The organism is Solirubrobacter phytolaccae, assembly GCF_027587195.1.
In the GTDB taxonomy this organism is placed as follows: Bacteria; Actinomycetota; Thermoleophilia; order Solirubrobacterales; family Solirubrobacteraceae; genus Solirubrobacter; species Solirubrobacter phytolaccae.
Genome location: NZ_JAPDDP010000050.1, coordinates 1 through 25,721 on the forward strand (window position 1 = coordinate 1; position 25,721 = coordinate 25,721).

A 25,721-nucleotide genomic window follows, 5' to 3' on the forward strand; every position below is an offset into this window, starting at 1 on the left:
GGCCTCCGCCTTCTCGCCGGGCCCCGCGCCCGCGGCCGGCGACCTCGCCGGGCTCCCCCCCGCGTGGGCGGCGGGCCTGGCCGGCGAGTGGCGCGCGGCCGCCGGGCACTGGCGGCGCGCCGGCGATCCCTACGAGGCCGCGCTCGAGCTCGCGCTCTCCGGCGAGCCCGACGCGATCGCCGACGGGCTCGAGACGCTCGACCTGCTCGGTGCGGAGCCGGCCGCGGAGCTCGCGCGCGCCGGACTCCGCGAGCGCGGCGCGAGGGTCCCGCGCGGCCCAAACGCGGCCACGCGCGGCAATCCCGCCGGGCTGACGAAGCGCCAGCTGGCCGTGCTCGACCTGCTGCGCGAGGGCCTGACCAACACCGAGATCGCGGAGCGGCTCGTGCTGTCGGTGCGCACCGTCGACCACCACGTGGCCGCGATCCTGCTCAAGCTCGGCGTCAAGACGCGGCACGAGGCCGCGGCACTCAAACTCGACTAGGGCGCATAGACGCACGACCTGTCCGCGGGCACTGCGAGGTGTCTCGAACGGTTGGAGGCGTCAGCTGTCTTCCTCCGGTTCAGGAGGAAGGACTTCGGAATCGAACTCATCCATGAACCGTTTCACGAGTTCCTCGTCCGACACCGTGGGCGTCCATGTCGTCGTGGGCGGCGTACGCGACCCTCGCAACTCATAGGCCACCTCAACCGAGATCCCCGTCACCGCGCGCATGGCTTGCGTCAAGGCGTCGCGACCCGATTCCGCCTTACGTTTGAGGAACGCCGACTCCTCGGGCCACACCAGCGTCAACCGGTCCGCCGGGTCGGCCATCGGTGACGCGTCTTCGACCGCCGCCGCGAGAAGTGGAGAGCTCGTTCGCAACGTCTCCAGCACGGCGTGCCAGCACTCAAGCACCCACGCGACCCGAGCGACTGGTGCGGACACGTCTGGCTGAGCATCTCCGGGTTCGGCGCGCTCAGAGCGCCTGTCCAGATGCCCAACGACTTTCCACGACTCGTTGCGGACGCTGATCTCGCACCCGGCCGACACGAGCCTCGAGCGTACGCCGTTGCGCGAGGCCACTGAGTCCGACAGGCGGATCACCCCGACGTCCATCAGGATCGCGGGTAGCTCAACCTCGTGAGTGGCGACAAGGAGCGTTCGATCCGGCGCGATGCCGAGGGCAAGCCCAGCCTCTACGAGTACGTTCGACGACGGCTTCCCATCGTCGTCCGGCGTAAGCAGAATGATGATCGCTTGGACCAGGTCCGTCGTCGCGCGGAGTGCGTGAGCGACGTCTGGAGAAGCGAGCCCTGTCGAAGCGATTCCGTCGCCCCAGTCGACCGGCGCTAGCCCTAGCGCGCGCAGGAACCTCTTCACGTTGTCGGCGGCGTCTTGATCACTGCCGTGGCTTAGCAGGACTCGCCGCGCGCTGATCGGTGTGTTGCCTGAAGCGACCGAGACCGAGCCCGTGCGGTTCACCTGTGCGGTGCGGAACACGGATCGCATCCGCATCTCATCCGCGACGCGTCTGAACAGCTCCGGCTCTACGTTCTTGCGAAAGCTGTCGCCGGAGCGTCCGAGCAGCGAAGCTGCCGTTTCGCGGCGATCTGTGAGCGTCACCCGGTCTGGACTGTCGTCGACGCCGAGCAGGACGCGCGTCGCCGGTTGGACACCCTCTTCCAGCTCCTGAACGGTTTCAACCAGCTCGTTATGCAGCTGAAGGGCGAGTTCGGGACTTGAAGATCCGCTGAGACCGAGTTCTTCAGCAAATCGAAGCAGACCTTCGTTTCGAATCAGTTCCGCGGGAGCAAACCCACGTCGCGCTTGACCGCGCAGCGCGTCCGCCAGTTGCGCCGAATCCTGCTCGTATCCAGTTGTCGGGCTATTTGCGTCCACTAAGTGTCCAGTATGGTACAACACTTGGTAGATGACACCGTCTTGGCTGGCGCGAGAGAAGCTCCCGGCCTCTGATGAGGATCTCCGCGAGCTGCAACTCCGTTGGTGCCGGGACGACCTGTGGATGCGTCGTATCGCCTTCGGTGGCTGCCTTTGTCTGCTCATCGTCGCGCTCGTGGGCGCGGCTCTTGGATCCACGCAGCTCACCGCCATGACCGGAGGTGCCTCGGCGCTTGTCGCGGCGGCGTCGGCGCTGATCTTTGGCCGCCGCGTCGGTCAGGGCCCGTCCTCTGCAGCGCCATCGATCGGCGCCGCCGCGGAGCAATCCCCCGAGCGTGAGGCTGCGAACTAAGTGAGCGCGCAGACGAGCTGGCGGCGGCCGCGGGAGAGGCGGCTCATCACCGTGCCCTGCGGAATGCGGAGCGAGCCGGCGGCCTGCGCGTAGCTCAGGCCGAGCATGTCGACGGCCTTCACGACGCGGCGGAACTCGAGCGGGAGGCGCTCGACGTGCGCGTACACCTCGGCGGCGATCACGTCGTGCTGGGGGTCGCGGTCGTGGCGCAGGCTCGGGTCCTCGGGGTCGAGGTCGCCGACCACCTGCGGGCGGCGCTGCTCGGAGCGCCAGTGGTCCTTGGCGACGTTGCGCAGCGCGCGGACCAGGTAGGGGAAGACGGCGCCCTCGGTCAGCACGCGCGGCTTGGCCAGCACGCGGGCGTAGGTCTCCTGCACGAGGTCCTCCGCGAGTTGGCGTGAGCCGCAGATCGCGGAGGCGACTTCGACGAGGCGGGGACGGTGTTCAGCGGCGATTTCAGGGTTCAACAGCACGGGACTGACGGTCCCGCACGTGGCGCGGTCGATCATCGGCACCGCCCACCTAACTTTGCGCCCAGGCCTACCTATAGGCTGCCTAGATGAGCGCGTTCGAGCAGCTGCTGAAGGGCTGGGACGGGGAGCAGGTCGCGGTCCGCTACGAGCCGGACCTGGACACGTGGATGTTCATCGGCGTGCACTCCACGGTGCGCGGGCCGACGGGCGGCGGCACGCGGCTGCGCGTGTACAGCGCGCCCGAGGAAGGGCTCGCGGACGTGCTCAAGCTGAGCGCCGCGATGACCCGCAAGTTCGCGGTCTGCGACGTCCCGCGCGGCGGCGGCAAGGCCGTCCTGGCGGTGCCGGAGCTGCCGACCGGCGAAGCGCGCACCGAGCTGCTGCACCGCTTCGGCACGTTCATCACGTCGCTCGGCGGCCTGTACTCGTGCGCGCCGGACATGAACACGTCCGAGTACGACATGGACGTGATCGCCGAGACCTGCCCGTACGTGTTCTGCAAGACCGCCGAGAAGGGTGGCTCGGGGTCCACGTCGCCCGCCACCGCCAAGGGCGTCTTCCACGGGATCGAGGCGAGCGTCCGCTTCGCGCTGGACCGTGACCTCACCGGGGTCCGCGTGCTCGTCCAGGGCATGGGCTCGGTCGGCGCGCTGCTCGCGTCCTATCTGGACGAGGCGGGCGCGGACCTCTACGTCTCCGACGTCGACGCCTCCCGCCTCACGCTCGGCACGCCCGTCGCCCCCGAGGACGTCACCGGCTTCGCGTGCGACGTCCTCGCGCCGTGCGCCGTCGGCGGGGTGATCAACGCCGTCAGCATCGACCAGCTCCGCTGCCGGATCGTGGCGGGCGCGGCGAACAACCAGCTCGCGGTGCCTTCACTCGCGGACCGCCTGCACGAGCGCGGGATCCTGTTCGCGCCCGACTACGTCATCAACGCCGGCGGCGTCCTGCACGGCGCCGGCCTGGAGTCGCTGGGCTGGAGCGAGCAGCAGGTCGACGAGCGCCTGCGCGGCATCGGCGACCAGCTGCTCGCGCTCTACGCGGACGGCGACGGCTCACCCGTGCACGCCGCCGACCGCCTGGTCGAGCGCCGGCTCACACCGTCCGCAGGGCCACGGTAGGCGGGAGCCGGGAAGCGCGCACCGCCGGGAGCAGCCCCGCGAGCGCGCCGATCAGCAGGGCGGAGGCGATGCCGCCCGTCCACGCCTCGACGGGGATCACGACGGCCCAGCCCTTCGAGCCGGCGTAGGCCGCCGTCGCCGCGATGCCGGCCAGCACGCCGACGGCGCCGCCGAGCACGGCGAGCAGGATCGACTCCCCGAGGAACTGCGCCCGGATCTGCCCCTGCGTCGCCCCGAGCGCGCGCCGCAGACCGATCTCCGAGCGGCGTTCCAGCACCGAGATGATCATGATGTTGGCCACGCCGACCGCACCGACGATCAGCGCGACGACGCCGAGTCCGAGGAACAGGCTGTCGAACGCGCCGGCCGCGGCGGCCCGGGCGGTGAGCACGTCGGACGGCTGGCTCACGCTCGTCTCGTTCGGCGCCGCCGGGTTGGCCGTCGTCGCCAGCCGCTCCTGCACCGAGGCCTCGTGCCCCGTCATTGTGCGCACGTAGATCGAGCTCGGCGGGCCGGCCTTCCCCTCGCCGCCCACCAGCCGCACGTAGCCGACGTACCGCTCGGCCGCGGCGTAGCCGATCAGCGCGCTGCTGTCGATGTCCGGCTCCAGCGGCGAGGGCCGCAGGATGCCCGCGACGTTGAACCACTGCCCGGCCAGCCAGATCCGCGCGTCCGGGTACACGCGCTCGAGCCCGAGCCGCCGCGCGGCGACCGCGCCGAGCACCGCGACGGGCTCGCGCGCGGTGCCGGCGTTCAGCCAGCGGCCGCGGGCGACGCCGGTGCCGAGCACGGCCGGCAGGTTCAGGCTGGTTGCCCGCACCTGCAGGCCGCCGGATTCGGCCGCCGGGATCAGCGAGCTGCGGTAGACGTTCGCCCGCTCGATCAGCCCGGTGTGCGCCAGCTGCTCGACGTCGCCGAGGTGCGTGAGCCGCGCCGGCGCCTCCAGCGGCAGCTCCGCCTTCCCGCCCGTGAGGCGCTCCCCGGCCTCGACGGTCAGCAGGTTCGTGCCGAGCCGGTCGATCTCCGCGAGCAGCCCCGCCTGCGAGGAGGACGAGAGCCCGAGCACCGCGACGATCGCCGCGGTGCCGATCGCGATCCCGAGCGCGGACAGCGCGGCCCGCAGCGGCCGGGCGCGCAGCCCGACGCTCATCACCCGCAGCGCATCCCTCAGGGACAATCCGAGACCACCTGCCCGTCCCGCACCCGGACCTGGCGCGGCAGGCCGTCGGCCAGCTCCGCGTCGTGGGTGATCATCACGATCGTCGCGCCGGCCGCGTTGAGCTCGCGGATCAGCGCCATGATCGACGCGCCGGTGGCGCTGTCGAGGTTGCCGGTCGGCTCGTCGGCGAGCACGATCGCGGGCTTGCCGACCAGGGCGCGGGCGATCGCCACACGCTGGCGCTCTCCGCCCGAGAGCTTGGTGGGCTTGAAGGTCGCGCGGTCGGCCAGGCCGACGCGCTCGAGCGCCTCGTCCGCGCGCCGCAACCGCTCCTCGGCGGGCACGCCCGCGTAGAGCAGCCCGTCGGCGACGTTCTCGCGCGCGGTCGCGTGCTCGGCCAGGAAGAACTGCTGGAACACGAAGCCGATCTCGCGGGCCCGCAGCCGTGAGAGCTCGCGGTCGCTCAGCTGCGCCGCGTCGACGCCGCCGATCCGGACGACGCCGCTGGTCGGCCGTTCCAGCGTCCCGATCACGTGCAGCAGCGTGGACTTGCCCGAGCCGGACGGCCCGACGATCGCCACCAGCTCACCCTGCCGGACGGAGAACGACACGCCGCGCAGCGCGGCCACCGGCGGCTGCTCGCCGTAGCGCTTGGTCACGCCGTCGAGCTCCAGGACCGTGCTCATGGCGACGGCACCACGACCTGGTCGCCGGCCTGCAGCGCGCCCGCGACCTCGACGCGTCCGCCCGTGGTGTCGAACAGCCCCAGCTCCACGCCGACCAGCTCGCGCCGATCGCCGGCGCGCACGACCTCGACCGCGAACCCGCCGCCGGCCTTGCCGACGAGCGCGGTGACCGGGACGCTGAGCGCATCCTCCACGCCCTTGGTCGTGATCTCCACCTGGACCGGGGCCTTCTCGAGCCCGCGCGCCTGCTTGGGCGCGTCGAGGCGGATCGAGGCCGGGATCGTCGCGGCCGCCGGCGCCTGATCCTCCTCGGCGGTCCGGGCGACCTTCCCGAGCCGCGCCACCTTCCCCGTCACCGAGCGGTTGCCGGGCAGGGTGATCCGGGCCGCGTCGCCCGGCTTGACGTCCGCCTGCTGCGACGGCTCCAGCTCCACCTGCACCTCGAGCGTGGCGGACGTGGCCTGGACCACTTCGGCGCCCGGCTGCGCCACGCCCCCGAGCTGCCCGCTCACCTTCGCGATCCGGCCGGCCCGGGGCAGGAAGACCGCCTTGCCCTTCGCGAGGGACCGGTAGGCGTGCGTGCGGCACGTCAGCCGCACCGGGTCGTCGTCGACCCGGTAGAGCACGTCGCCGCAGCCGACCTCGTCGCCGGGCTTGGGGAGCTTGGTGTAGATCCCGCGGGCGTAGTTGACGGCGGAGTAGGGCGCGCCGTCCGGCCCCGCGCCATAGGTCAGGATCCCGTTGAGGGACACCATGTCCGCGAGCGCGCCGCGCTCCACGGGCAGCGTGTTCGCCGGCGCGGCGGCGGTGGTCACGGGCTCGGCGCCGCACCCCGCGACGGCGAGCACGGCCAGGCCGCACAGCGCGCGCCTCACGGCTTCGGCCCGTACTTGCCACACGCCGCCATGGCGGCGTTGAGGGCGGCCATGCCCGCCTCCGTGTTCGAGGAGGGGATCTTGTAGGTGTTGACGAGCGGCTCGCCGTTGACCGGGTCCGGGAAGTCCTTGACGCCGTGCTCGCGGATGCACTCGGCGAACTGCAGGGCGCCGTCCTGCTCCTTCGGGGTGCGCTTGCCGCGACCCGCGTAGCCGGCGGGCTGCAGGTCCTTGCAGGCACGCAGGGCCTGCTTGAAGGCCGGCGTATCCGTGTCGATCTTGGCCTCGTTGACGACGTTCTCGACGGTCAACTCGCCCGACGCGTCGGGGTCCGGGAAGTCCTTGATCCCGTGCTCGCGCATGCAGGCGGAGAACGTCGACGCCTTGGCTTGCGTGGGCGTGGCGGTGGTCCCGCCGGCGGTGGTCTCGGTCTCGGGTGTGCTCCCGCAGCCCGCGACGAGCAGGGCGACGATCAGCAGTGGCCAGAGTCGGGTCATCGGTGCATCCTCGGATCTTGGGTCGGGTCGGCGTACATGCCGGGGCAGCCGTACTCGGCGGCGTCGGGCCGCAGCTCGTAGTGCCAGGGCTCGTTGGCGTAGATCTGGCAGAGCCCGAAGTCGGCGCCGTACAGGGACAGCCACTTCGCGCCGGCGGTCGCCATGTCGACGGCGTCGCCCGACACGTGCGCGGACCGGCCGGGCGTCGCCACCCAGCGAGCGGCCTCCGCGGCCGAGCCGTACTTGACGACCGCCTCGTCGAGCAGCTGCTGCTGGTGCTCCGGGGAGCGCCAGCCGCTGTCGACGACCAGCTCGACGCCGTCGTCCGCGGCCTCGGCGGCGGCGTGCTGCAGCGCCGCGAGCAGCTCGGCGTCGAGGTTGTCGGTCCCGGGGAGGGCGAGCTGCGGCGACGGGGTCACGGTGGAGGCGGACGGCGCGGCGGAGATCGTCGGCACTGTCGGGAGCGACGACTCCGGCGACTGGCGTCCGAGCGCGGCGGCGATCGCCGCCGCGACCACGAGCAGCCCCACGAGGCGCCGCCGGCGAATCCGCACCCTTCTGCGTTGGCTGTAGGTCACGCCTCCATTGACGGCCACGGGGCGTTGCCCGGCCGTATGCGGTTTTCGATACGCGCGCGATATGCGCCGGCTCTACGCTCGGAGCATGCGCGTGCTGCTTGTCGAGGACGAGCCCTACATGGCGGACGCGATCCGCGATGGCCTGCGCCTGGAGGCGATCGCGGCCGACATCGCGGGCGACGGCGACACCGCCCTGGAGCTGTTGAGCGTCAACGCCTACGACATCGCCGTGCTCGACCGCGACGTTCCCGGCCCGTCCGGTGACGAGATCGCCAAGCGCATCGTCGCCTCCGGCAGCGGCATGCCGATCCTCATGCTCACCGCCGCCGACCGGCTCGACGACAAGGCCAGCGGGTTCGAGCTCGGCGCCGACGACTACCTGACGAAGCCGTTCGAGCTCCAGGAGCTCGTGCTCCGCCTGCGCGCCCTCGACCGCCGGCGCGCGCACAGCCGGCCACCCGTGCGCGAGCTCGCCGGGCTGCGGCTGGACCCGTTCCGCCGCGAGGTCTACCGCGACGGCCGCTACGTCGCGTTGACCCGCAAGCAGTTCGCCGTGCTCGAGGTGCTCGTGGCGGCCGAGGGCGGCGTCGTGAGCGCCGAGGAGCTGCTGGAGCGCGCCTGGGACGTGAACGCCGACCCGTTCACCAACGCCGTGCGGATCACGGTCTCGGGCCTGCGCAAGCGTCTCGGCGAGCCGGGCATCATCGCCACCGTGGCCGGCGTCGGCTACCGGATCGAAGCCGCCGACCGTGGCTAGAGAGCCGGGCATGAGCGTGCGCCTGAAGCTCACGCTCAGCTACGCCGGGTTCCTGATGGTCGCCGGCGCGCTGCTGCTCGCGGCCGTGTGGGTGTCGCTGCTGCGCTACATCCCCGACGGGGTGGCGTACGGGCTGCCGTGGTTCCCGCCCAACCGCTCCGACCCGCTGAACGGGTTGAGCCTGCCGGCGGCGATCGTGCTGTGGATGCTGCTGCTGTTCGGGCTCGTGGGCGGGTGGCTGCTCGCCGGCCGGATGCTCGCCCCGCTGGACCGGATCACCGACGCCACGCGCACCGCCGCGACCGGGTCGCTCGCCCACCGGATCGAGCTGCCGGGCCGCAGTGACGAGTTTCGCGAGCTCGCGGACGCCTTCGACGCGATGCTCGCGCGGCTCGAGGCCCACGTCGCCGAGCAGCGGCGCTTCGCCGCCAACGCCTCCCACGAGCTGCGCACGCCGCTCGCGATCACGCAGACGTTGCTCGAAGTCGCGCGCGAGGATCCGACGCGCGACGTCGGCGAGCTCGTCGAGCGCCTCTACGCCGTCAACACCCGGGCGATCGACCTCACCGAGGCGCTGCTCCTGCTCAGCCGCGCCGACCAGCGGTCCTTCACCCGCGTGCCCGTTGACCTGTCGCTGATCGCGGAGGAGGCCACCGAGGCGCTCCTGCCGCTCGCGGAGGAACGCGGGCTCACGATCGAGACCGCCGGCGAGGTCACCGCCGCCGTCGGCTCACCCGCGCTCCTGCTGCAGCTGACCACCAACCTCGTGCACAACGCGATCGTCCACAACGTGCCCGGCGGCCGCGTGTGGGTGACGACCGGAGCGGAGGGGGTGACCGTCGAGAACACGGGCGAGCGGCTCAGCGCCGAGCTGGTGGCGACGCTGGTCGAGCCGTTCCGCCGCGGCAGCGAGCGCGTGCGCACCGACCACGGCGGCGTCGGGCTCGGCCTGGCGATCGTCAACAGCATCACCGCGGCGCACGACGGAACCCTCACCCTCACGCCGCGCGACGGGGGAGGGCTCCGCGTGACGGTGCAGCTGCCTACGCCCGCAGGCGATACCCGCGGCCGAACAGCCGCAGGTTGAGCGCGAACAGCGCGGTGCAGGCGACCACGAGGAACACCAGCGAGAGCGCGATGTTGGTCTCGCTGTAGCCGATGAAGCCATAGCGGACGAGCCCGATCATGTAGTAGACGGGGTTGAACTGCGTGAGCGTCTCGAACGGCTCCGGCAGCAGCGTCGCGGAGTAGAAGACGCCGCCGAGGAAGATCAGCGGCTGCAGGATGAACGTCTGGTAGAAGCTCACGTCGTCGAACTGCTCCGCGCGCAGGCCGACGAGCACGCCGAGCTGGGCGAAGAAGAAGCCGACCAGGAACAGGCCGGGCAGCAGGACCTCGATGTGCTCGATCGGCACGTCGATCAGGATCCGGGCAGCGACGAAGGTCAGCACCGCCACGATCCCGCCGCGCAGGAAGCCGCCGAGCGACAGCGCGAGCAGCAGCTCCAGCGGCGAGGCGGGAGAGGAGAGCTGATCGTCGATCGAGCGCTGGAACTTCTGCTGGAGCAGCGAGGACGAGTTGTTGGAGAACGCGTTCGTCGCCCAGGCCATCATGATCAGGCCGGGGATGATGAAGACGACGTAGTCGACGCCGTGCAGCTGGTCGATGCGGGAGCCGAGCGCCGCGCCGAATACGGAGATGTAGAGGAACGTCTCCAGCAGCGGCGCGCCGAGCGTCTGGCGCTTGATCTTGAAGAAGCGGGTGGTCTCACGCCGCAGGAGCGTGAGGAACCGGATCTGCGCGCCGGTCACGCGTCCGCCACCGGGACGTGCGCGCGGGAGAGCTCTCCGCGGCCGACGAGCGCAAGGTAGGCGTCCTCCAGGCTCGTCACGTTGTACTCGCGGGCGAGGTCGGCGCTGGTGCCGGTCGCGACGATCTCACCGCCGTTGATGAAGGCGATCTTGGTGCACAGCTGCTCCGCCTCTTCGAGGTAGTGCGTGGTGAGCAGGATCGTCGTGCCTTCCTGGTTGATCCGCTGGACGTAGTGCCAGAGCTCCAGGCGCAGCTCGACGTCCACGCCGGCGGTCGGCTCGTCCAGGATCAGCAGCTTGGGCCGGTGCATCAGCGCCCGCGCGAGGATGAGCCGGCGCTTCATGCCGCCGCTCAGGAAGCGCGTCTTCTCGTGGCGCTTGTCGGTGAGGCTGAATGCGTCCAGCAGCTCGGTCGCGCGCTCCTTGCGGTCCTTGCGCGGCATCCCGAAGTAGCCGCCGTGGAAGTCCAGCGACTCCTCGATCGTGAGGAACCAGTCCAGGTTGGGCTCCTGCGGCGCGAGCCCGACCGCCAGCCGCGCGTCCCCGTAGTGGTGGACGGCGTCGTGGCCGAAGATCTCGATCGACCCGGAGGTCGGCTGCGCGAGCCCCGTCGTGCAGTGGATCAGCGTCGACTTTCCCGCGCCGTTGGGCCCGAGGAGGCCGTAGAACTCGCCCTCCTCGATCTCCAGCGACACGCCCTTGAGCGCCTCGGTGCCGGTCGGATAGCGCTTGACGAGCTCGTTTATTGCAAGTGCATACATCTGCGGCGCGTGGTGATAGCAGGAAGGCGCGATGATGAGTTTTCGGGCCCCTGCCCGTCAAACCAGTCATGACCGTTGCGGAACTGAACGACGAGACCGCGTTCGCGGGGGTGGTGGACCGCCACCGGGGCGAGCTGCAGGTGCACTGCTACCGGATGCTCGGCTCCTACGAGGAGGCCGAGGACCTCACGCAGGAGACGTTCCTGCGCGCGTGGCGGCGGCGCGAGACGTACGCCGAGCGGGCCTCCTTGCGCGCGTGGCTGTACCGGATCGCGACCAACGCCTGCCTGGACGCGTTGGAGAAGCGGCCGAAGACGCCCACGGCGAACGGCGAGATCACGTGGCTGCAGCCCTACCCCGAGGAGCAGCTGGAGGCCGTCGCGGCGGCCGACGAGGACGTGTTCGGGCGCGAGACGATCGAGCTGGCGTTCCTGGTCGCGATCCAGCACCTCGCGCCGAGGCCGCGGGCCGTGCTGCTGTTGCGCGACGTGCTCGGGTGGCGGGCGAAGGACACGGCCGAGCTGCTGGAGACGACGACCGCGGGCGTGAACTCCGCGCTGCAGCGGGCGCGGGCCGTGCTCAAGGAGCACCTGCCGCCCGAGCGCGGCGACTGGACGGCGGCGGGCAGCAGCTCCGAGCGTGAGCTGCTCGAGCGCTACATCGCGCTGACCGAGAGCGGCGACGCGCTCGGCATCAAGGCGCTCATGCACGAGGACGCGCGGTTCGCGATGCCGCCCGACGAGGGGACGTACTTCGGGCGCGACACGATCGTCGACGCCTGGCTCTCCGGTGGGTTCGGGGCGCCCGACTTCGGTGACTTCAAGTGCGTGACCACGCGGGCGAACGGCCAGCCGGCCGTCGTCAACTACATCCGCAAGCCCGGCGCGGAGGTCTTCGAGCTGGGGGCGCTCGACGTGCTGCGGATCGAGGGCGGCGTGATCACCGACATCACCGCGTTCTACGGCCCGGCGCTCAAGCCGTTCGGGCTGCCCAATACGCTGGCGGTGTGAGCTCCGATGACGAGGTGCGCGCGGCGGCCCACGCCGCCGTGGACGAAGCGGTCGCGGTCCTGCGGGCGGGCCGCGACAAGCCGCTGGACCGGATCGGCAAGGCGGCCAAGGACTTCCTGACCGAGGTCGACCTCGCGTCCGAGGCGGCGCTGAAGGCCGCGCTGGCCAAGTCGACGCCGGACGTCGGCTTCTTCGGCGAGGAAGGCGGCGGCGCGGACCTGAACACGGGGCGCGTCTGGGTCGCCGATCCGCTCGACGGCACGATCAACTACGCGACCGGCTCGCCGCTGTGCGGCGTGATGCTCGGGCTGCTGGAGGACGGCGTGCCGACGCTCGGGATCATCGACCTGCCGTTCCTCGGCACCCGCGTGGACAGCGGCGCGGTGCAGGACGTGGACGGCTTCGACGAGGCGATCATCGGCATGGGCGACGCGTTCCACCAGGGCGGGGGCGAGCGCCTCGACGCCTACCTGCAGATGACGGTCGACGTGCACCGGAAGGCGATGCGGTTCCGCTGCGTCGGCGCGGCCTCCGTGCTCTGGACGTGGCTCGCGAGCGGGAACATCCAGGGCATGGTGCTCGCGCACAACAACCCGTACGACGTCGTCGCCGGCCACGCGATCGCGAAGGCCTCCGGCGCGGTCGTCACCGACTACGCGGGCGCGCCTTTGACCCTCTCCTCACCGGGCGCCATGGCCGCCGTGCCCTCCGTCCACAGCGACCTCACCGCGCTCGCCCGGGACCTCGCGGCCAAGACTTAAACGTCCTGGACGTTTATTGCGCCGGCAACGACATCGCGCGGCCGGCACTCGACCACGAACTTGCCGTCGGCCTGGTGGGACGTGCCGACCACGGTCAGGCCCGCCCGCTCCGCCCGGTCGCGGAACGTGCTCAGCGCGTCGGTCCGGCCGCCGAGCAGGAGCATCTCGATCTGGAACGCCGGCGACGCCTCGTCGGGCGCGACGCCGCCGATGATCACCACGCGGCCCGCGGGCGCGGCGGCGTGCGCGACGTTCGCCAGCAGCGCTTCGGTCTCCATGTCCGGCCAGTCGTTCAGCACGCTGCGCAGCAGGTAGAGGTCCGCGCCGGCCGGGAGCGGGTCGAAGAAGCTCTGGGCGACGCGCTCGAAGTCACCCTCGGCGCGGCTGATCGTGCCCGGCAGGTCGACGAGCGTGCCGCGCAGCCCCGGACGGGCGCGCAGCAGCTCGCGCAGCATCGTGCCGGTGCCGCCGCCGACGTCGACGACGGTGCGGACGTCATCCCAGCCGTCGGCGAGCTCGAAGTCCGGGTCCGGCGTCGGATGCCCGCCCGGGCCGATCAGGTCGTCGAACTCGGCGGCGATCTCCGGATGCGCGTCGAGGTCGGCCCAGAACCCGCGCCCGAACACGTGCGCGTAGCCCGGACGGCCGGTGCGCACGTAGGTCTCCATCGTGCTCCAGGCGAGCGTGAAGCGCCCACCGATCCCGAGCAGCAGCTCCCGCGCCGCGTCGTTGAGCGCGAACTCGCCCGGGGACGGCTCTTCGAAGATCCCCTCGCCGACGAGGTGGCCGAGCACGCTGTGCAACGCCCGCTCGTCGACGCCCTCGGCGAGCGCCTCGATCCGCGTTGTCCCCGCCTCGATTCGCTCGGCCACCCGCAGCGCCGCGACGGCCTGCACGCACCAGACGGTCTGGAAGTCGGAGAAGGAAGGTGGGGGCACGCTCACACCCATGGTGATGGAGCGGCGGCCGGGATGCGTCGAGAGTGCAGGTATGCCGTTCGCCGCACTCGCCCTGATCGCCGCCGCCGGGTGGAGCCCGACGCAGAGCTTCGACGCCGGAGCGGCGAAGTTCCACGAACCGGTCCCGCGCGTCGCGATCGACGCGCGCGGGAAGGCGCTGCTCGCGTACGAGACCGGTGACCAGCGGCTCGTCGTGCGGGTCCGCACGGGCGGTCGCTTCGGCGCGCCGCGCGTCCTCGCCCGCAACACGCTCGACTACGCGGTCGCGCCCGGCGCCGTCGCCTACGAGGCCAAGGACGGGATCCACGTCGCGGTGCGGTCGGGCGGTGGCTTCAAGGACCGCAAGGTCGCGAGCAGCACCGGCTCGGAGATCAACGGCGTCGCGATTGCCGCCGACCCGCTCGGCGGCTGGGTCGTGGCCGAGCGCCAGTTCCCGCGCAAGGGCTCCGGCAAGCCGTACCGCGTCCGCGCCCTCTCCCTCGACGCCGCCGGCAACCCCACTTCCCCTCCCCAGGACCTCGGGCTCGGCCAGTTCGGCCTCGACGCCCGCCCGACGCAGGCGCTGGCCGTCCTCCCCGACGGACGTGCCGTGCTCGTCTTCCAGCGCGAAGGCGTCGCGTACGACGACCCCGACCCGGTCGTCTACGCGCTGCGCGCCCACGGCGGCACGTTCACCGAGCCGGCCGTCGTCGGCGACGGCCTCACCGACCCGCGCGTGACCGTTGATCGCGAGCGGGGAGCCGTGCTCAGCGCGACGATGACCACGCTCTGCGGGGACACCAGCTGCGCCGGCCAGCCGCGCGCGATCCCGCTCAACCCCGACGGCACGCTCGGCGCGCCGACCGGCCCGACCGTCGCGCGCCCCAATCGCGCGTTCGCGCCGTGGGCGGCCCCGAACGCGCTCGTCTTCCAGCTCAAGACGAAGGTCAAGCCGTTCTCACGCGAGGCCCCGGTGCGCGCGGCGTCGCTCACGCGGAGCGGCCCGCTGCAGACGCTCACGAAGGAGCTCGCCAGCGAGCCCGTCGCGCTGCCGTTGAGCGGCGGCCGCACGCTCGCGGTGTGGACGACCCGGCGTGGCTTTGGTGCCGCGCTCGCCGGTCCGGACGGCGTCTTCGCCAAGCGCACCGCTCCGGCCGGTCCGGCGCCCGAGATCTACCACTCCAACCCCACCAACCGGGACGCCCGGTCGGCCGGCGACTACGCGATCGTCGCCTGGTCGCGCGGGCACACCGTGCGGGTCAGCGTGCGCACGTTTGCGGAGGTTGCCAGGCGCGATCAGTGAAGCTACGCTGCGCGTTCGACGCATGGCGAAGGAACTGACGCACCCCCGCGTTCGCCTGTATCTCGAGCAGGTGGAGCGCTCGACCCTGGATCTGCCGTGGACGCAACGGCGCGCGCTGCTCCAGGGCATCGAGGAGCAGCTGGCGCGCCGCCTCGGCCGGTCGCCGACGGACGACGACGTCGACGACGCGCTGCGGCAGCTCGGGCCGCCCGAGCGCGTGGCGGCCGCCGAGCCGCGCACGCGGCTGCCGAGCTGGCTCGGCTGGCTGCGCCGCGAACCGGGCGCCTGAACACTCGTCCAGTCGATCAAGTTCCGGGTCTCGCCGGCCGATGCGCAGTCCAGTGGTCATCGTCGTCGCAGCCGGCACGCCGGTCCTTCTCGCCGCACTCGCCGTGCTGGCGCGTGCGCTGCGGCGGCCGGACGATCGTGGCGCGTGGCTGGCGCTCGGGCTGGCCGTGCTCGCCCAGGCCATCGGCGCGATCTGGCTCGCGTGGCCCGGTGGCGGCTCGACCTTCCCGGCGCACGCGGACTACGTGCTGCTGCTGTTCTTCCCGCTCGTCTTCGCCGCCGCGCTGCTGTTCGCGCGTCGCCGCCTGAAGCGCCTGAGCGCGGCGCTGTGGCTCGACGCCGCGATCGGCACGCTCGGCGCCGCCGCGATCGTCGCCCAGCTGCTGGGGGAGACCGCGGACCGCGCCACCGGCGGTGGATCGGACGCCGTGATCGCGCTCATGTACCCGATGTTCGACGTGCTGCTCGTGGTCATGGTGCTCGTGGCCGTCACCCTGCGCGGGTGGCTCGTGAGCCCGGTCTGGCTGCTGCTCGGCGTCGGCCTGATGACGCACGCGGGGGCCGACGTCGGCTACGTGTCCGCCGGGTTCGTCGGCGAGCAGCGTCCCCTGTGGGTGCCGGTGCTCGGCCTGATCTCGCCGGTCGTGATCGCCGTCGCGGCGTGGAGCCGGACCGCTGAGCCGCGCAAGGTCGCGCTCGAGGGCTGGCGCACGCTGGTCACGCCGACCGTGCTCGCGCTCGTCGCCGGCGGCCTGCTGGTGACCGACCACTTCAACCGCACGAGCACGCCCGCCGTCCTGCTCGCGGGCGCGACGCTCGTCTTCGTGCTGGTGCGGATGGCGCTCACGTTCGTCGAGAACACCGAGCTGCACCACTCGCGCGCCCTGGCCCTGACGGACGAGCTGACCGGCCTCGCCAACCGCCGCGCCTTCCACGAGGCGCTGCGCGAGGAGCTCGCCGAGCTCGGCGACGGGCGGCTGTCCGTGGCGATGGTCGACCTCGACCGCTTCAAGGACCTCAACGACACGCTCGGCCATCACGCCGGCGACCAGCTGCTCGCGCTGCTCGCGACCCGTCTCGAGGAGGCCGTCGGCAGCTCCGGCCTCGTCGCGCGGCTCGGCGGTGACGAGTTCGCGCTCCTACTCCCGGATGCGGGGCTGGCCCGGACGGCCGACGTCGGCCGCCGGATCGGCTCCGCGCTCCAGACGCCGTTCGAGATCGACGGCCTCGAGGTCGTGATGGACGCGAGCGTCGGCGCCGCCCTCGCGCCCGACCACGGGACCGACGCCGCCAGCCTGCTCCAGCACGCCGACGTCGCCATGTACCAGGCCAAGGAGGCCCGCACCGGCTTCCAGAGCTACGACCCGTCCCGCGACCGGCACTCCCGCGAGCGCCTGCAGCTGATCGCCGAGCTGCGCCACGCCCTCGAGCGCGACGAGCTGATCCTGCACTACCAGCCCAAGGTCAACCTCACCACGGGGTTGGTCGACGGTGTCGAGGCGCTGGTGCGCTGGCAGCATCCCGTCCACGGCCTGCGCGGCCCGGGCGCGTTCCTCCCGCACGCCGAGCACACCGCGCTCATGCGGCCGCTGACGCTCCACGTGCTGGAGACCGCGCTGCGCCAGCTCGCCGAGTGGCGCGCCGAAGGGCTCGAGCTGCACATCGCGGTCAACCTCGCCGTCCAGAACCTGCTCGACCTGCGCACCCCGGGCCAGATCACCGCCGCGCTGCAGCGCCACGGCCTGCCCCCGCACGTGCTGACGTTGGAAGTGACCGAGTCGCTGATGCTGCACGACCCGCAGCGCGCCGGCGAGGTGCTCGCCGACCTGAAGGAGCTCGGCGTCGGCCTCGCGCTGGACGACTTCGGCACGGGCTACTCGTCCCTGGAGCACCTCAAGCGCCTCCCGGTCAACGAGCTCAAGATCGACAAGTCCTTCGTGATGGCGATGGACCGCGACCCCGCGGACCGCGCGATCGTCGCCTCCACCGCCGCACTCGGCCGGTCCTTGGGACTGCACGTCGTGGCCGAGGGCGTCGAGTCGCACGCGGCGGCCTCTGTCCTGGCCGCGATCGGCTGCGACCTCGCCCAGGGCTTCTACTACTCGCCGCCCGTTCCGGCCGACCAGCTCCCGGCGCTGGTCCGCGCCGCCCGCGACGCGCAGCTCGGCGTCATCGACGTCGCCTGACCTGCCCGTACCGCACCAGCGGTGCGGTACGGGCGTCGTCGGTCTCTACGGGGTTGTCGTCGAGAGGGTGAACGTCAGCGTCTTGGCGTACGTGCCGGTACGGAGCGCGTCGTTGGCGCCGATCGCCTGGCGCGTCGAGACGGTCACGGCGTCGCTGCTGACCGGGCCGCTGTAGGTGAGCACGTTCACCGGCGCGCCGGTGGTGCTCAGCGGCGTGAACGCGCCGCCGGTGCCGCCGGCACTCGCGGCCATGACCTCGAGCGGCTGCGGGAGTGAGAACGCGCCGTTGACCAGTCGGCCCGTCGCGTTGGTGCTCGGGTCGCTGACCGACAGCGTGCCGTCGCCGGCCGTCGAGGTGACGGTCGCGGTCGCGGTCGACGTGTAGCTGCGGGCCACGCCCGGGGTGAACGGGCCGAGCGGCGTCGGGGTGCCCAGCGCGAGGGAGAGCGTGGGCGCCACGGTGCCGCCGACGTCACCGGACGTGTTCGCCTTGTAGATGCCGCACGAGAGGTCGGACGTGTAGCCGGCCGCCACGTCGATCCCATTCACCAGGTGCTGCAGGAATGGTGCCTCGGTGAACGACTGGTTCGTGTGGCCGAGCGCGGTGTAGAACATGCGCCCGCCGTCGAAGCGCTTGCACCAGGAGACCGGGTGGTCGTCGTCGGTGGTGTTGCCGTCCGACTCGTTGTACGTCGACTCGTCGACGGTGAGCAGTACGTGGATCGGCGTCTGGGTGCGCGGGCTGACGTCGGTGCCGCCGCCGTTGACCACCGGGTTGGTGATGCCCTGGAAGTTGTACCACTCGTCGACGCGCGTCCAGCGCTCCGGGAGGTGGGCCGTGGACACGTGCGTCGCGTCCTCGCGGACGACCGTCGCGGTCGGCGTGCCATTCGGGTGGTTGCGGAAGTAGCCGCCGACCAGGCGGCCGTACCAGGGCCACGTGTACTCGGTGTCGCTCGCGGCGTGGATGCCGACGTAGCCGCCGCCACCCTGGATGTAGCGCTCGAACGCGGCCTGCTGCGTGTCGTTGAGGACGTCGCCGGTGGTCGAGAGCCAGATCACCGCGTCATAGCGGGAGAGGAACGCGTCCGTGAACAGCGTGGCGTCCTCGATCGCGTCGACACCGAAGTTGTTCTGCTCGCCGAGCAGCTTGATCGCCGTGATGCCCGGGCCGATCGAGCCGTGCCGGAAGCCGGCGGTCTTCGAGAAGACGAGCACGTGGAACTTCTTCGCGGGATCGGGCGTCGCGGCCAGCCCGGCGATCGTCACGGCGCGCGTGGCGACGCCGCCGAACGGGTCGCTGGCGCGCAGGGTCACCGTCTTGTCCCCGGCGGCGGTGAGGTTGAGCGACGGGTTGCGCTCCGTGGTCTCGAACGTGCCGTCGCCGTCCAGGTCCCACGCGTAGCTGACCGTGTGGCCGTCGGCGTCGGTGGCCGTCGCGGCCAGCTGCGTCGTGAACGGCACGACCCCGGCCGCGGGCGTCGCCGAGCCGACGCTGATGCTCGGCGCCCGGTTGGCCTGGATCGAGATCCCCGCGACGGACGCGGTGCCCGTCCCGCCCTTGCCGTCGGAGACGGTGACCGTCGCCGTGTACGTCCCGGCGGCGAGGTAGGTCTTGCTCGGGTTCTGCTCGGTCGACGTCGTGTTGTCCCCGAACGTCCACGCGTAGGTCAGGGCGTCGCTGTCGGCGTCGGCGCCGACCGCCGTGAACTGGATCGGCACGCCGACCCGGACTGCACCGGTCGGGGTGCGTGAAGCGGTGACCGTCGGGTTGGCGTTCTGCGCGTACGCAGTCGCTCCCCCGCTGAGCAGCATCGCAGCCGCCAGCAAGCACCCCGTCAGGGCGCGACGACATCCATCCATGGCCTCTCCTCCTTTTGGCGCGCCGCACGGACCGTGCACTCACGCCGCTCCAATAAACGCTGTCGCCACTCTAAGGGATGAGCTGACTGTCTGACAATCTCGAACTGGTCTTTCGGGCGAGTCCTCGGTCCACCGATGAGTTCCGCGGGCCGCGCCGGTCTTCGCCACCATGACCACTCCCACGCACCCCGGCCGCATGCTGTTCGTCAACCTTCCGGTGGCGGATCTCGAGCGCAGCAAGGCGTTCTTCGCCACGCTCGGGTTCACGTTCAACCCGGCGTTCACGGACGAGTCCTCCACCTGCATGCTGGTCGGCGAGCAGGCGTTCGTCATGCTGCTGAGCCGCGAGAAGTTCGCGGAGTTCTCGAAGCTGCCGCTGGCCGATCCCGCCACGCACGCGCTGTCGCTCTTCTGCTTCAGCGTGTCCTCCCGCGAGGAGGTCGACTCCGTCAGCGCTGCCGCGCTCGAGGCGGGCGCCCGCGAGGCGGACGGCGCCGAGGACTACGGCTTCATGTACTCGCGCAGCTTCTTCGATCTCGACGGCCACGGCTGGCAGGTCATGTGGATGGACCCGGCCGCCGCGGCGCAGGGCCCCGAGGCGGCCGCCCACGCCCCGGCCTGACCCGGCTTCCTCGGGCGCGCGGTTCGGCTAGGTTCAAGCGATGCCTCGTGATCCGTACCGCGTGCTGGAGGTCTCGCCGGGCGCGTCGGCCGAGGAGCTCCATGACGCCTACCGGCGGCTGGTGAAGCTCCACCATCCCGACCGCAACGGTGGGTCGGAGGAGTCCGCGCGGCGGTTCGCGGAGGTCCAGGAGGCCTACGAGGCGGTCCGCGCGAACCCGCGGCGGGCGCAGTCGCACACGTTCAGCGAGGCCGCGGACTCCGTCAAGGAGCGGATGGCCAAGCTCGAGCGTGAGCTGCGGGAGGCGCAGGTGGCCCGCGAGCGCGCCCGCCAGGCCGCGCGTGAAGCGGCGGCAGGCGCCGCGGAGGAGCCGGCGCCGGTCACGACCGAGGACAGCTTCGGGAAGATCCTCGGGGACATCCGGGACGAGCTCGCCGACCGGCTCGCGGAGGGGCGCAAGCATCCCGCCGCGCAGCGCGTGAGCGAGTTGATCGACGACGTCGTCGATCGCCTCGAGCGCCGCTGACCGACCCGTCGCTCCACCGCGTCACGATCCCTGATCAGGGAGCTACGCTGGCGGTTATGAGGAGGTTCGTCGTTGCCGCCGCCGTTGCCGGCGCCGCGCTGTTTCCCGCTTCCGCCTCGGCGGACAACACGCCGGCCGGGCCGGCGACGCTGCTCAACCAGTGGCGCGGTGCGTCGACGCTGGAGGGTCGCCCTCCGGCCGTGCTGGTCGGCGCCGAGGTCCAAGTGGCGGCTGGAGGCCAGGCGGGCACGATCCGCATTCGCGCGGCCTTCCAGGGCGTCAACGCGGTCGGCGACCCGGTCCAGCTCCCGGCCGAGCCGGGGACCTACCGCTTCCCGGCGCCGCACATCCGGTGGGACACCCGCGGCAGCCAGCTCGGCTTCGACCAGGTCACGGGCGGGCACGCCGTCGTCGGCCAGAGCGTCTGCGATCCCTCGCTCGGGCAGTGGATGGACCCGTGCGAGATCCAGCGCGTGAACGTCTTCACGACCTCCACGGGCGAAGGCGCGCCGACGGAGACGCTGCGCGGCGCCCGGCTGGCGATCACCGAGATCTACGAGCCCGACCTCGACGAGGATCTCGTCGGTGACACCACCGAGGACCACACGGACCTCAAGGTCAGCGCGACGCCGAGCCGTGACGACGCCGGGAACCTGCGCGTCGCGCTGCGGATCACCAACGCCGGACCACTCGCCGCCACGGTGCCGCGGCTCGTGACCGACCTCGCCGGCGCGCGGAGCGACGCGTGCCCGAAGACACCCGCGAGCCCGTGGCCCGCGCAGTGGCGTCAGTGCGCGCTCGACCGGCCGCTCGCCCCGGGGGAGACCCGCACCGTGACGCTCACGCGGGACTCGCCGGACGCGGTCGCGACCACGGTGACCGTCGCCGGCGACGGCGCCGACCTGGCCGAGGCCGACAACACGGTCCGCGTCGCCGCGCCGGCCGCCACGCCGCTCAAGCTCGAGACCGCCACGTCCCCGCGGGTCGACACCGGGGTGAAGGTCCGGGTGCTGGGCATCCGCGACGGGCGGACCCGCGTCACCGCGGAGTTCCGCCGCGCCGGCGAGACCGTGAAGATCGGCAAGGTCATCAAGCTCAAGGCCGGGCAGGAGCGCACGGTCACCCTGAAGGCGACGGGCGCGAAGCTGCGCGCGCTGCGCCGGCTCGTCGGCAAGCGTCCGCTCCGGGCGTCGGTGACCGCGCAGAAGCTGGGCTCGAAGGATCAGGCGAAGACGAGGACCACGATCCGCCCGTAGCGCGAGCACGTCGTCGGTACCGTCGGAGGGATGCCCGGTGCCGACCCGCTCGTGGAGTTGCTGATGACCAACGGCTTCGTCGCGCCCGACGAGGAGGCCGCGGAGCTGCGGGCGGCCGAGCGCGACGGGAACCTCGAAGCGCTCGTCGCGCGGCGCCTGACCGGGGAGCCGCTCGCGTGGATCACGGGCACCGTCGAGTTCTGCGGGCACGCGATCCGGATCGACCCCGGCGTGTACGTGCCGCGCTGGCACACGGAGTCGCTCGCCCAGCGGGCCGTCCAGCGCATGCCCGGCAACGGCAGCGGGATCGACCTGTGCACCGGGTCGGGCGCGATCGCGGCGGTGCTGATCGCCGAACGCGGAGCCCGTATGGTCGGCACCGACCTCGACGAGCAATGCGTTGCCTGCGCACGCCGCAACGGAGTGGACGCGCGCGTCGCCGACCTCTACGAAGGCGTGCCCGACACGCCCGTCGACGTGATCACGGGCGTCGTGCCGTACGTCCCCACGGCAGACCTGCCGCTGCTCCAGCGCGACACGTTCGCATTCGAGACGACACTCGCCTACGACGGCGGCACGGACGGGCTGGACATCGCGCGTCGGGCGGTCGAAGGCGCGCGCACGCGGCTGAGGTCCGGCGGTGCGCTGCTGCTGGAGCTGGGCGGGAGCCAGGCCGAGCAGCTCGATCTGGACGGGTTCACCGACGTCAGCGTGCTGCGCGACGAGGAGGGGGACCCGCGGGGGATCGAAGCGACGCGTCGCTGAGCTGGAGCGCGACCGCGTCGGCGAGCGCCGTCAGGCCCGCGGCGTGCGCGTCCTCGAGCACCCGCTCCAGCAGCGGCACGGCGCGCGAGCGCTCGCCGGCCGCGAGCAGCGCCTGCGCGTAGTCCATGCGGGTCAGCCGGAGCGCCTGCGCGTTGCCGGCGTTGCGCGCCAACGCCAGCTCGAAGTGCTCGAACGCGCGCGTGAACTCGCCGCGGACGGCCGACAACGCACCGAGGAAGCGCTCGACCGAGCCCCAGTTCGCGGCGAGCACGTCCTGCACGGTGCGGTCGCGGTAGGGCAGCAGCGCGTCGTAGAAGCCGCTCGCGCGCGCACCATCCCGCAACAGCACGCAGCACCACGTGAGGAAGCAAATCGTCGACAGCCACTGCATGTCGCGCGGGACGTCGTCGTCGGCGAGCGCCGCGTAGACCGCCGTGCCCTCCTCGCGCTCGCCCGCGATCAGCAGCCCGAGCGCGAGCGCGCCGCGCCACCCGGCCAGGTGCGGGAACTCGCGCGCGAGCGGCGCGACCGCGTCCAGGTACTCGCGCAGCCGGCCCTGCTGGATCCGAAGCGCCATCAGCTGCGTGGCTCGGATCATCGCGGCGTCCGGCGCGGCGGCGCGGGTGCCCAGCGCGAACGCGTGCTCGGCGAGCCGCTCGACGTCCGCGGGCCGGTCGGCGATCTGCGCCCAGACCACGTCCCAGGCGGCCGCGAAGTGCCGGAACAGCGGCTGGCGCAGCTCATCGGCGAGCTGCACCAAGGCAGCGTGCTGTTCGCGCGCGGCCTCCAGCTCGCCCGCTTCGAGCAGGTCGTAGACGTACCACCAGCGGCCGAGCGCGGTGAGCTCGGGATGGCCGACGGCGATGATCTCGCGCGCGAGGTCCAGCCGCTCCTCCAGGTGCTCGACGTGCAGGAGCGCGGTGTGGCGGGCGACGAGCGCGGCGGCGCGGGCCTCGGGGTCCTCGCCGGCCAGCGTCAGCGCGTCGGCGCTGAGCGCGATCGTCCGCTCCGCCTGGTGCGCGAAGTGCAGCGCGTCCGCGAGTCGGGCCTTGATGCGCGCCCGCAGCGGGCTGTCCTCGAGCGCCGCGTCGGCCTCCTCCAGCAGCGCGATGCCCTCCCGGTCCAGGACGCCCGACGCGGCCTGGCGCGCGTTGAAGCCGAGCGCGGCGTACGCCAACCCGATCGCGTCGCGGGCTTCACGGGCCAGGACGGCGGCGCGGGCGAACGTCGCGCGGGCGGTCGGCTCGCCCGTGCGCAGCTCCGCCCGGCCGAGGCCGAGCAGCAGGTCCAGCCGCGGCTCGAGCTCCAAAGCGTGCCGGTAGTGCGCCACGGCCTCCTCGAAGTCGGCGTGGTGCGCGGCCTCGACCGAGTAGGCGAAGGCCTTGGCCGGATCGAGGTGGCGGGCGGCGTGGAAGTGGCGCGCGAGCTCACCGGGCGACGCGACCCCGGCCTGCTCGAGCGCCTCGCCGATGCTGCGGTGCAGGCGCACGCGGCGGGCGTTGCTGATGCTCTCGTAGAGCGTCTCGCGCACGAGCGCGTGCGCGAACAGGAAGTGGTCCAGCTCTTCGGCCTCGCGCAGGAGGCCCTTCGCGCACGCCTCCTCGACGGCGTCGAGCGCGCCGTCGGCGAGCGTCTCGAGCACGTCCAGGCGGAAGTCGCGGCCCATCACGGCGGCGATCGTGAGCGCGAGCCGCGTGCGTTCGTCCACGTCGGCGAGCCGGCGGGAGATGACATCGCGGATCGTGTCCGGCAGGCCGTCGGCGCGCAGGGTCTCGGCGACGAACAGCGGGTTGCCGGCGGTGCGCTCGTGCAGGCTGCGGAGCGAGTCGAGGCTCGGGGCGGGCTCGCCGAGCGCGACGACGAGGGCGGACAGCTCATGCTGCTCGAGCCCGGTGAGCGCCAACCGCTCGGACGGGCTCGGGAAGCGCTCGGAGCGCGTCCGGGTCGTGGCCAGGACGAGCAGGCGCAGCGGCTCGGGGTCGCCGAGGACATGGGCGAGCAGCTGGACCGTCGCGGGGTCGGCCCAGTGCAGGTCGTCGAGGATCAGCAGCGTGGGGCGCTGCGCGAGCCGGCGCGTGACGGCGTCGAAGAACGCGAAGCGCTCCCGCTCGTCCACGCCCGGGACCGCCATCGCGAACGGCTGGTAGGGGATGAGGGAGTCCGGGTCGCTGCGGCCGTAGAGGACGGCCGTGCCGGCGGCGTGCGCGTCGCGGGCGATCTCGGTCGCGAGCCGCGTCTTGCCGATCCCGGGCTCGCCCTCGATGACGATGAAGCGGCGCTCGCCCGCGAGCGCGGCGGCGAGGTGATGCTCGATCCGCTCGCGGTGGTGGGCACGGCCGACGAACGGCTGCTCGCCGGTCTCGTTCAGCAGGGCGGGCGGGAGCGGCGTGGGCTTCGGCGGCGGTGGGGGCGTGGCCGGGGCGGCCCCGAGCACGGCCAGAGCGGCCTGCCCGAGCGCGCTGGCGCTCGCGAAACGCTCCTCGGGCTGCTTGGCGAGCGCCCGGCGGACGACCCCGGCGAGCGGGCCGTCGAGGTCCGGGACGGGAGCGTCCAGGTGCGCGTACATCTTCGCGGCGGGCGTCTCGCGCGGGAACGGGACCTCGCCCGTGAGCGCCTCGTAGAGCACGCAGCCGAGCGCGTAGACGTCGGTGCGCGCGTCGACGTCGCCGTCCTCGAGCTGCTCGGGCGCGGTGTAGTCGAAGGAGCCGATCAGCGTGCCCGGCTCGGTCACGCGGGTGGTGGCGTTCAGGTCGCGCTGCAGGCCGAAGTCGGTGAGCAGCGCGTGGTCGCCGTCCAGCAGGACGTTGGCGGGCTTGACGTCGCGGTGGACGACGCCGAACGCGTGCGCGGCGTCGAGCGCGCGGGCGACCTGGGCGATGATCCGCGCGGCGTGCGCGGGTTCGAGCCGGCCGTGGCGGTCGATCAGGTGCGAGAGGTCGACGCCGTCGACGTAGCGCATCGTCACGTACAGGTGCCCGTCCTCCTCGCCGGCCGTGTAGACGGGGATCAGGTTCGGGTGGTGCAGCGAGGCGGCGACCTCGCACTCGCGGCGGAAGCGCAGGCGGAACTCGGGCTCGGCCGACTGCTCGGGCGCGATCACCTTCAGCGCGACCTCGCGCTTGAGGCGCAGGTCGAGCGCGCGGTACACGACGCCCATGCCGCCGCGGCCCGCGACGCCCCGGATCTCATGGCCGGCGAAGATGGCGCCGGCGGACAGTTCCGCCATGGGCTTGACCTCTATCACCCCCGCG

The 25,721-nt window shown here is 72.4% G+C and carries 26 protein-coding genes; 14 read left to right on the forward strand and 12 right to left on the reverse strand.

Annotation, left to right across the window (positions count from 1 at the left end; all coding sequences use genetic code 11):
- On the forward strand, positions 1-484 hold a 484-nt coding region (locus OJ997_RS23275; protein WP_270027651.1), incomplete at its 5' end, for a helix-turn-helix transcriptional regulator.
- Between the two features lie 60 nt (positions 485-544).
- Here the strand turns inward: OJ997_RS23275 and OJ997_RS23280 are convergent.
- Positions 545-1,882, reverse strand: coding sequence for a TIR domain-containing protein (locus OJ997_RS23280; protein WP_270027652.1), 1,338 nt, complete (start codon positions 1,880-1,882; stop codon positions 545-547).
- A gap of 124 nt (positions 1,883-2,006) precedes the next feature.
- On the opposite strand from OJ997_RS23280, the gene OJ997_RS23285 reads away from it, so the two are divergent.
- Positions 2,007-2,234 (forward strand): hypothetical protein, encoded by a 228-nt coding sequence (locus tag OJ997_RS23285; RefSeq protein ID WP_270027653.1) that lies wholly within the window; start codon positions 2,007-2,009, stop codon positions 2,232-2,234.
- Here OJ997_RS23285 and OJ997_RS23290 read toward each other — a convergent pair.
- The gene (locus tag OJ997_RS23290; protein WP_270027654.1) at positions 2,231-2,743 is read right to left on the reverse strand and encodes an RNA polymerase sigma factor; all 513 of its coding nucleotides are present in this window, start codon (positions 2,741-2,743) and stop codon (positions 2,231-2,233) included. The genes OJ997_RS23285 and OJ997_RS23290 overlap by 4 nt on opposite strands.
- Positions 2,744-2,793: 50 nt before the next feature.
- On the opposite strand from OJ997_RS23290, the gene OJ997_RS23295 reads away from it, so the two are divergent.
- A complete protein-coding gene (locus OJ997_RS23295; RefSeq protein ID WP_270027655.1) occupies positions 2,794-3,828 on the forward strand; it encodes a Glu/Leu/Phe/Val dehydrogenase family protein in 1,035 nt (344 codons plus the stop codon).
- Here OJ997_RS23295 and OJ997_RS23300 read toward each other — a convergent pair.
- From OJ997_RS23300 to OJ997_RS23320, 5 genes are read right to left on the reverse strand one after another with little or no spacing between them, the layout of a single operon-like run.
- Positions 3,803-4,978, reverse strand: coding sequence for an ABC transporter permease (locus OJ997_RS23300; RefSeq protein ID WP_270027656.1), 1,176 nt, complete (start codon positions 4,976-4,978; stop codon positions 3,803-3,805). The genes OJ997_RS23295 and OJ997_RS23300 overlap by 26 nt on opposite strands.
- A gap of 17 nt (positions 4,979-4,995) precedes the next feature.
- Entirely contained in the window at positions 4,996-5,673 is a 678-nt protein-coding gene (locus OJ997_RS23305; RefSeq protein ID WP_270027657.1) for an ABC transporter ATP-binding protein, read from the reverse strand.
- Entirely contained in the window at positions 5,670-6,548 is an 879-nt protein-coding gene (locus OJ997_RS23310) for an efflux RND transporter periplasmic adaptor subunit (protein WP_270027658.1), read from the reverse strand. Before OJ997_RS23310 ends, OJ997_RS23305 begins: the two co-directional genes overlap by 4 nt.
- On the reverse strand, positions 6,545-7,045 hold the full coding sequence (locus tag OJ997_RS23315) for a hypothetical protein (protein ID WP_270027659.1): 501 nt from the start codon (positions 7,043-7,045) through the stop codon (positions 6,545-6,547). Before OJ997_RS23315 ends, OJ997_RS23310 begins: the two co-directional genes overlap by 4 nt.
- Entirely contained in the window at positions 7,042-7,599 is a 558-nt protein-coding gene (locus OJ997_RS23320) for a M15 family metallopeptidase (protein WP_270027660.1), read from the reverse strand. The genes OJ997_RS23315 and OJ997_RS23320 overlap by 4 nt, the downstream gene beginning before the upstream one ends.
- Before the next feature lie 109 nt (positions 7,600-7,708).
- Here OJ997_RS23320 and OJ997_RS23325 point away from each other — a divergent pair, with 109 nt between their 5' ends.
- Together OJ997_RS23325 and OJ997_RS23330 are read left to right on the forward strand one after the other, a co-directional pair.
- Positions 7,709-8,380 (forward strand): response regulator transcription factor, encoded by a 672-nt coding sequence (locus OJ997_RS23325; RefSeq protein WP_270027661.1) that lies wholly within the window; start codon positions 7,709-7,711, stop codon positions 8,378-8,380.
- Positions 8,373-9,467 carry a sensor histidine kinase gene (locus OJ997_RS23330; protein WP_372517925.1) on the forward strand — a complete coding sequence of 365 codons (1,095 nt, stop codon included), beginning with the start codon at positions 8,373-8,375 and terminating at the stop codon, positions 9,465-9,467. The genes OJ997_RS23325 and OJ997_RS23330 overlap by 8 nt, the downstream gene beginning before the upstream one ends.
- On the opposite strand, the gene OJ997_RS23335 is transcribed toward OJ997_RS23330, so the two are convergent.
- Positions 9,424-10,191 (reverse strand): ABC transporter permease, encoded by a 768-nt coding sequence (locus tag OJ997_RS23335; RefSeq protein ID WP_270027663.1) that lies wholly within the window; start codon positions 10,189-10,191, stop codon positions 9,424-9,426. The genes OJ997_RS23330 and OJ997_RS23335 overlap by 44 nt on opposite strands.
- Positions 10,188-10,952, reverse strand: a complete 765-nt coding sequence (locus OJ997_RS23340; RefSeq protein WP_270027664.1) for an ABC transporter ATP-binding protein — start codon at positions 10,950-10,952, stop codon at positions 10,188-10,190. The genes OJ997_RS23335 and OJ997_RS23340 overlap by 4 nt, the downstream gene beginning before the upstream one ends.
- 68 nt (positions 10,953-11,020) lie before the next feature.
- Here OJ997_RS23340 and OJ997_RS23345 point away from each other — a divergent pair, with 68 nt between their 5' ends.
- On the forward strand, positions 11,021-11,962 hold the full coding sequence (locus tag OJ997_RS23345; protein WP_270027665.1) for an RNA polymerase subunit sigma-70: 942 nt from the start codon (positions 11,021-11,023) through the stop codon (positions 11,960-11,962).
- Positions 11,959-12,723 (forward strand): inositol monophosphatase family protein, encoded by a 765-nt coding sequence (locus OJ997_RS23350; protein ID WP_270027666.1) that lies wholly within the window; start codon positions 11,959-11,961, stop codon positions 12,721-12,723. The genes OJ997_RS23345 and OJ997_RS23350 overlap by 4 nt, the downstream gene beginning before the upstream one ends.
- Here OJ997_RS23350 and OJ997_RS23355 read toward each other — a convergent pair.
- Positions 12,720-13,661 (reverse strand): methyltransferase, encoded by a 942-nt coding sequence (locus OJ997_RS23355; protein ID WP_270027667.1) that lies wholly within the window; start codon positions 13,659-13,661, stop codon positions 12,720-12,722. The genes OJ997_RS23350 and OJ997_RS23355 overlap by 4 nt on opposite strands.
- Positions 13,662-13,713: 52 nt before the next feature.
- On the opposite strand from OJ997_RS23355, the gene OJ997_RS23360 reads away from it, so the two are divergent.
- Genes OJ997_RS23360 through OJ997_RS37780 form a run of 3 tightly spaced genes read left to right on the forward strand, consistent with a single transcriptional unit; the run spans position 13,714 to position 17,438 of the window.
- A complete protein-coding gene (locus OJ997_RS23360; protein WP_270027668.1) occupies positions 13,714-14,964 on the forward strand; it encodes a hypothetical protein in 1,251 nt (416 codons plus the stop codon).
- A gap of 22 nt (positions 14,965-14,986) precedes the next feature.
- Complete coding sequence (locus OJ997_RS23365; RefSeq protein WP_270027669.1) at positions 14,987-15,253, forward strand: HAAS signaling domain-containing protein; 267 nt, start codon at positions 14,987-14,989, stop codon at positions 15,251-15,253.
- A gap of 52 nt (positions 15,254-15,305) precedes the next feature.
- Positions 15,306-17,438, forward strand: a complete 2,133-nt coding sequence (locus tag OJ997_RS37780; RefSeq protein WP_270027670.1) for a putative bifunctional diguanylate cyclase/phosphodiesterase — start codon at positions 15,306-15,308, stop codon at positions 17,436-17,438.
- Between the two features lie 45 nt (positions 17,439-17,483).
- On the opposite strand, the gene OJ997_RS23375 is transcribed toward OJ997_RS37780, so the two are convergent.
- Complete coding sequence (locus tag OJ997_RS23375; RefSeq protein WP_270027671.1) at positions 17,484-19,268, reverse strand: ThuA domain-containing protein; 1,785 nt, start codon at positions 19,266-19,268, stop codon at positions 17,484-17,486.
- A gap of 202 nt (positions 19,269-19,470) precedes the next feature.
- Between OJ997_RS23375 and OJ997_RS23380 the strand changes: the two genes are divergently transcribed.
- The 4 genes from OJ997_RS23380 to OJ997_RS23395 are packed head-to-tail and all read left to right on the forward strand — an operon-like array spanning position 19,471 to position 22,470.
- Complete coding sequence (locus OJ997_RS23380; protein ID WP_270027672.1) at positions 19,471-19,923, forward strand: VOC family protein; 453 nt, start codon at positions 19,471-19,473, stop codon at positions 19,921-19,923.
- Positions 19,924-19,963: 40 nt separating this feature from the next.
- On the forward strand, positions 19,964-20,449 hold the full coding sequence (locus OJ997_RS23385; protein WP_270027673.1) for a J domain-containing protein: 486 nt from the start codon (positions 19,964-19,966) through the stop codon (positions 20,447-20,449).
- Between the two features lie 56 nt (positions 20,450-20,505).
- Complete coding sequence (locus OJ997_RS23390) at positions 20,506-21,705, forward strand: hypothetical protein (protein ID WP_270027674.1); 1,200 nt, start codon at positions 20,506-20,508, stop codon at positions 21,703-21,705.
- A gap of 30 nt (positions 21,706-21,735) precedes the next feature.
- On the forward strand, positions 21,736-22,470 hold the full coding sequence (locus tag OJ997_RS23395) for a N5-glutamine methyltransferase family protein (RefSeq protein WP_270027675.1): 735 nt from the start codon (positions 21,736-21,738) through the stop codon (positions 22,468-22,470).
- Here the strand turns inward: OJ997_RS23395 and OJ997_RS23400 are convergent.
- Complete coding sequence (locus OJ997_RS23400) at positions 22,412-25,696, reverse strand: serine/threonine-protein kinase (RefSeq protein WP_270027676.1); 3,285 nt, start codon at positions 25,694-25,696, stop codon at positions 22,412-22,414. The genes OJ997_RS23395 and OJ997_RS23400 overlap by 59 nt on opposite strands.
- Positions 25,697-25,721: the final 25 nt, after the last annotated feature.

Coding starts and splice junctions, on each gene's coding strand:
- OJ997_RS23380 (WP_270027672.1), top strand. CDS start 19,471: ATGACCACTCCCACGCACCCCGGCCGCATGCTGTTCGTCAACCTTCCG.
- OJ997_RS23360 (WP_270027668.1), top strand. CDS start 13,714: ATGCCGTTCGCCGCACTCGCCCTGATCGCCGCCGCCGGGTGGAGCCCG.
- OJ997_RS23325 (WP_270027661.1), top strand. CDS start 7,709: ATGCGCGTGCTGCTTGTCGAGGACGAGCCCTACATGGCGGACGCGATC.
- OJ997_RS23315 (WP_270027659.1), bottom strand. CDS start 7,045: ATGACCCGACTCTGGCCACTGCTGATCGTCGCCCTGCTCGTCGCGGGC.
- OJ997_RS23390 (WP_270027674.1), top strand. CDS start 20,506: ATGAGGAGGTTCGTCGTTGCCGCCGCCGTTGCCGGCGCCGCGCTGTTT.
- OJ997_RS23305 (WP_270027657.1), bottom strand. CDS start 5,673: ATGAGCACGGTCCTGGAGCTCGACGGCGTGACCAAGCGCTACGGCGAG.
- OJ997_RS23295 (WP_270027655.1), top strand. CDS start 2,794: ATGAGCGCGTTCGAGCAGCTGCTGAAGGGCTGGGACGGGGAGCAGGTC.
- OJ997_RS23285 (WP_270027653.1), top strand. CDS start 2,007: ATGCGTCGTATCGCCTTCGGTGGCTGCCTTTGTCTGCTCATCGTCGCG.
- OJ997_RS23385 (WP_270027673.1), top strand. CDS start 19,964: ATGCCTCGTGATCCGTACCGCGTGCTGGAGGTCTCGCCGGGCGCGTCG.
- OJ997_RS23395 (WP_270027675.1), top strand. CDS start 21,736: ATGCCCGGTGCCGACCCGCTCGTGGAGTTGCTGATGACCAACGGCTTC.
- OJ997_RS23365 (WP_270027669.1), top strand. CDS start 14,987: ATGGCGAAGGAACTGACGCACCCCCGCGTTCGCCTGTATCTCGAGCAG.
- OJ997_RS23290 (WP_270027654.1), bottom strand. CDS start 2,743: ATGATCGACCGCGCCACGTGCGGGACCGTCAGTCCCGTGCTGTTGAAC.
- OJ997_RS23340 (WP_270027664.1), bottom strand. CDS start 10,952: ATGTATGCACTTGCAATAAACGAGCTCGTCAAGCGCTATCCGACCGGC.
- OJ997_RS23300 (WP_270027656.1), bottom strand. CDS start 4,978: ATGAGCGTCGGGCTGCGCGCCCGGCCGCTGCGGGCCGCGCTGTCCGCG.
- OJ997_RS23400 (WP_270027676.1), bottom strand. CDS start 25,696: ATGGCGGAACTGTCCGCCGGCGCCATCTTCGCCGGCCATGAGATCCGG.
- OJ997_RS23345 (WP_270027665.1), top strand. CDS start 11,021: ATGACCGTTGCGGAACTGAACGACGAGACCGCGTTCGCGGGGGTGGTG.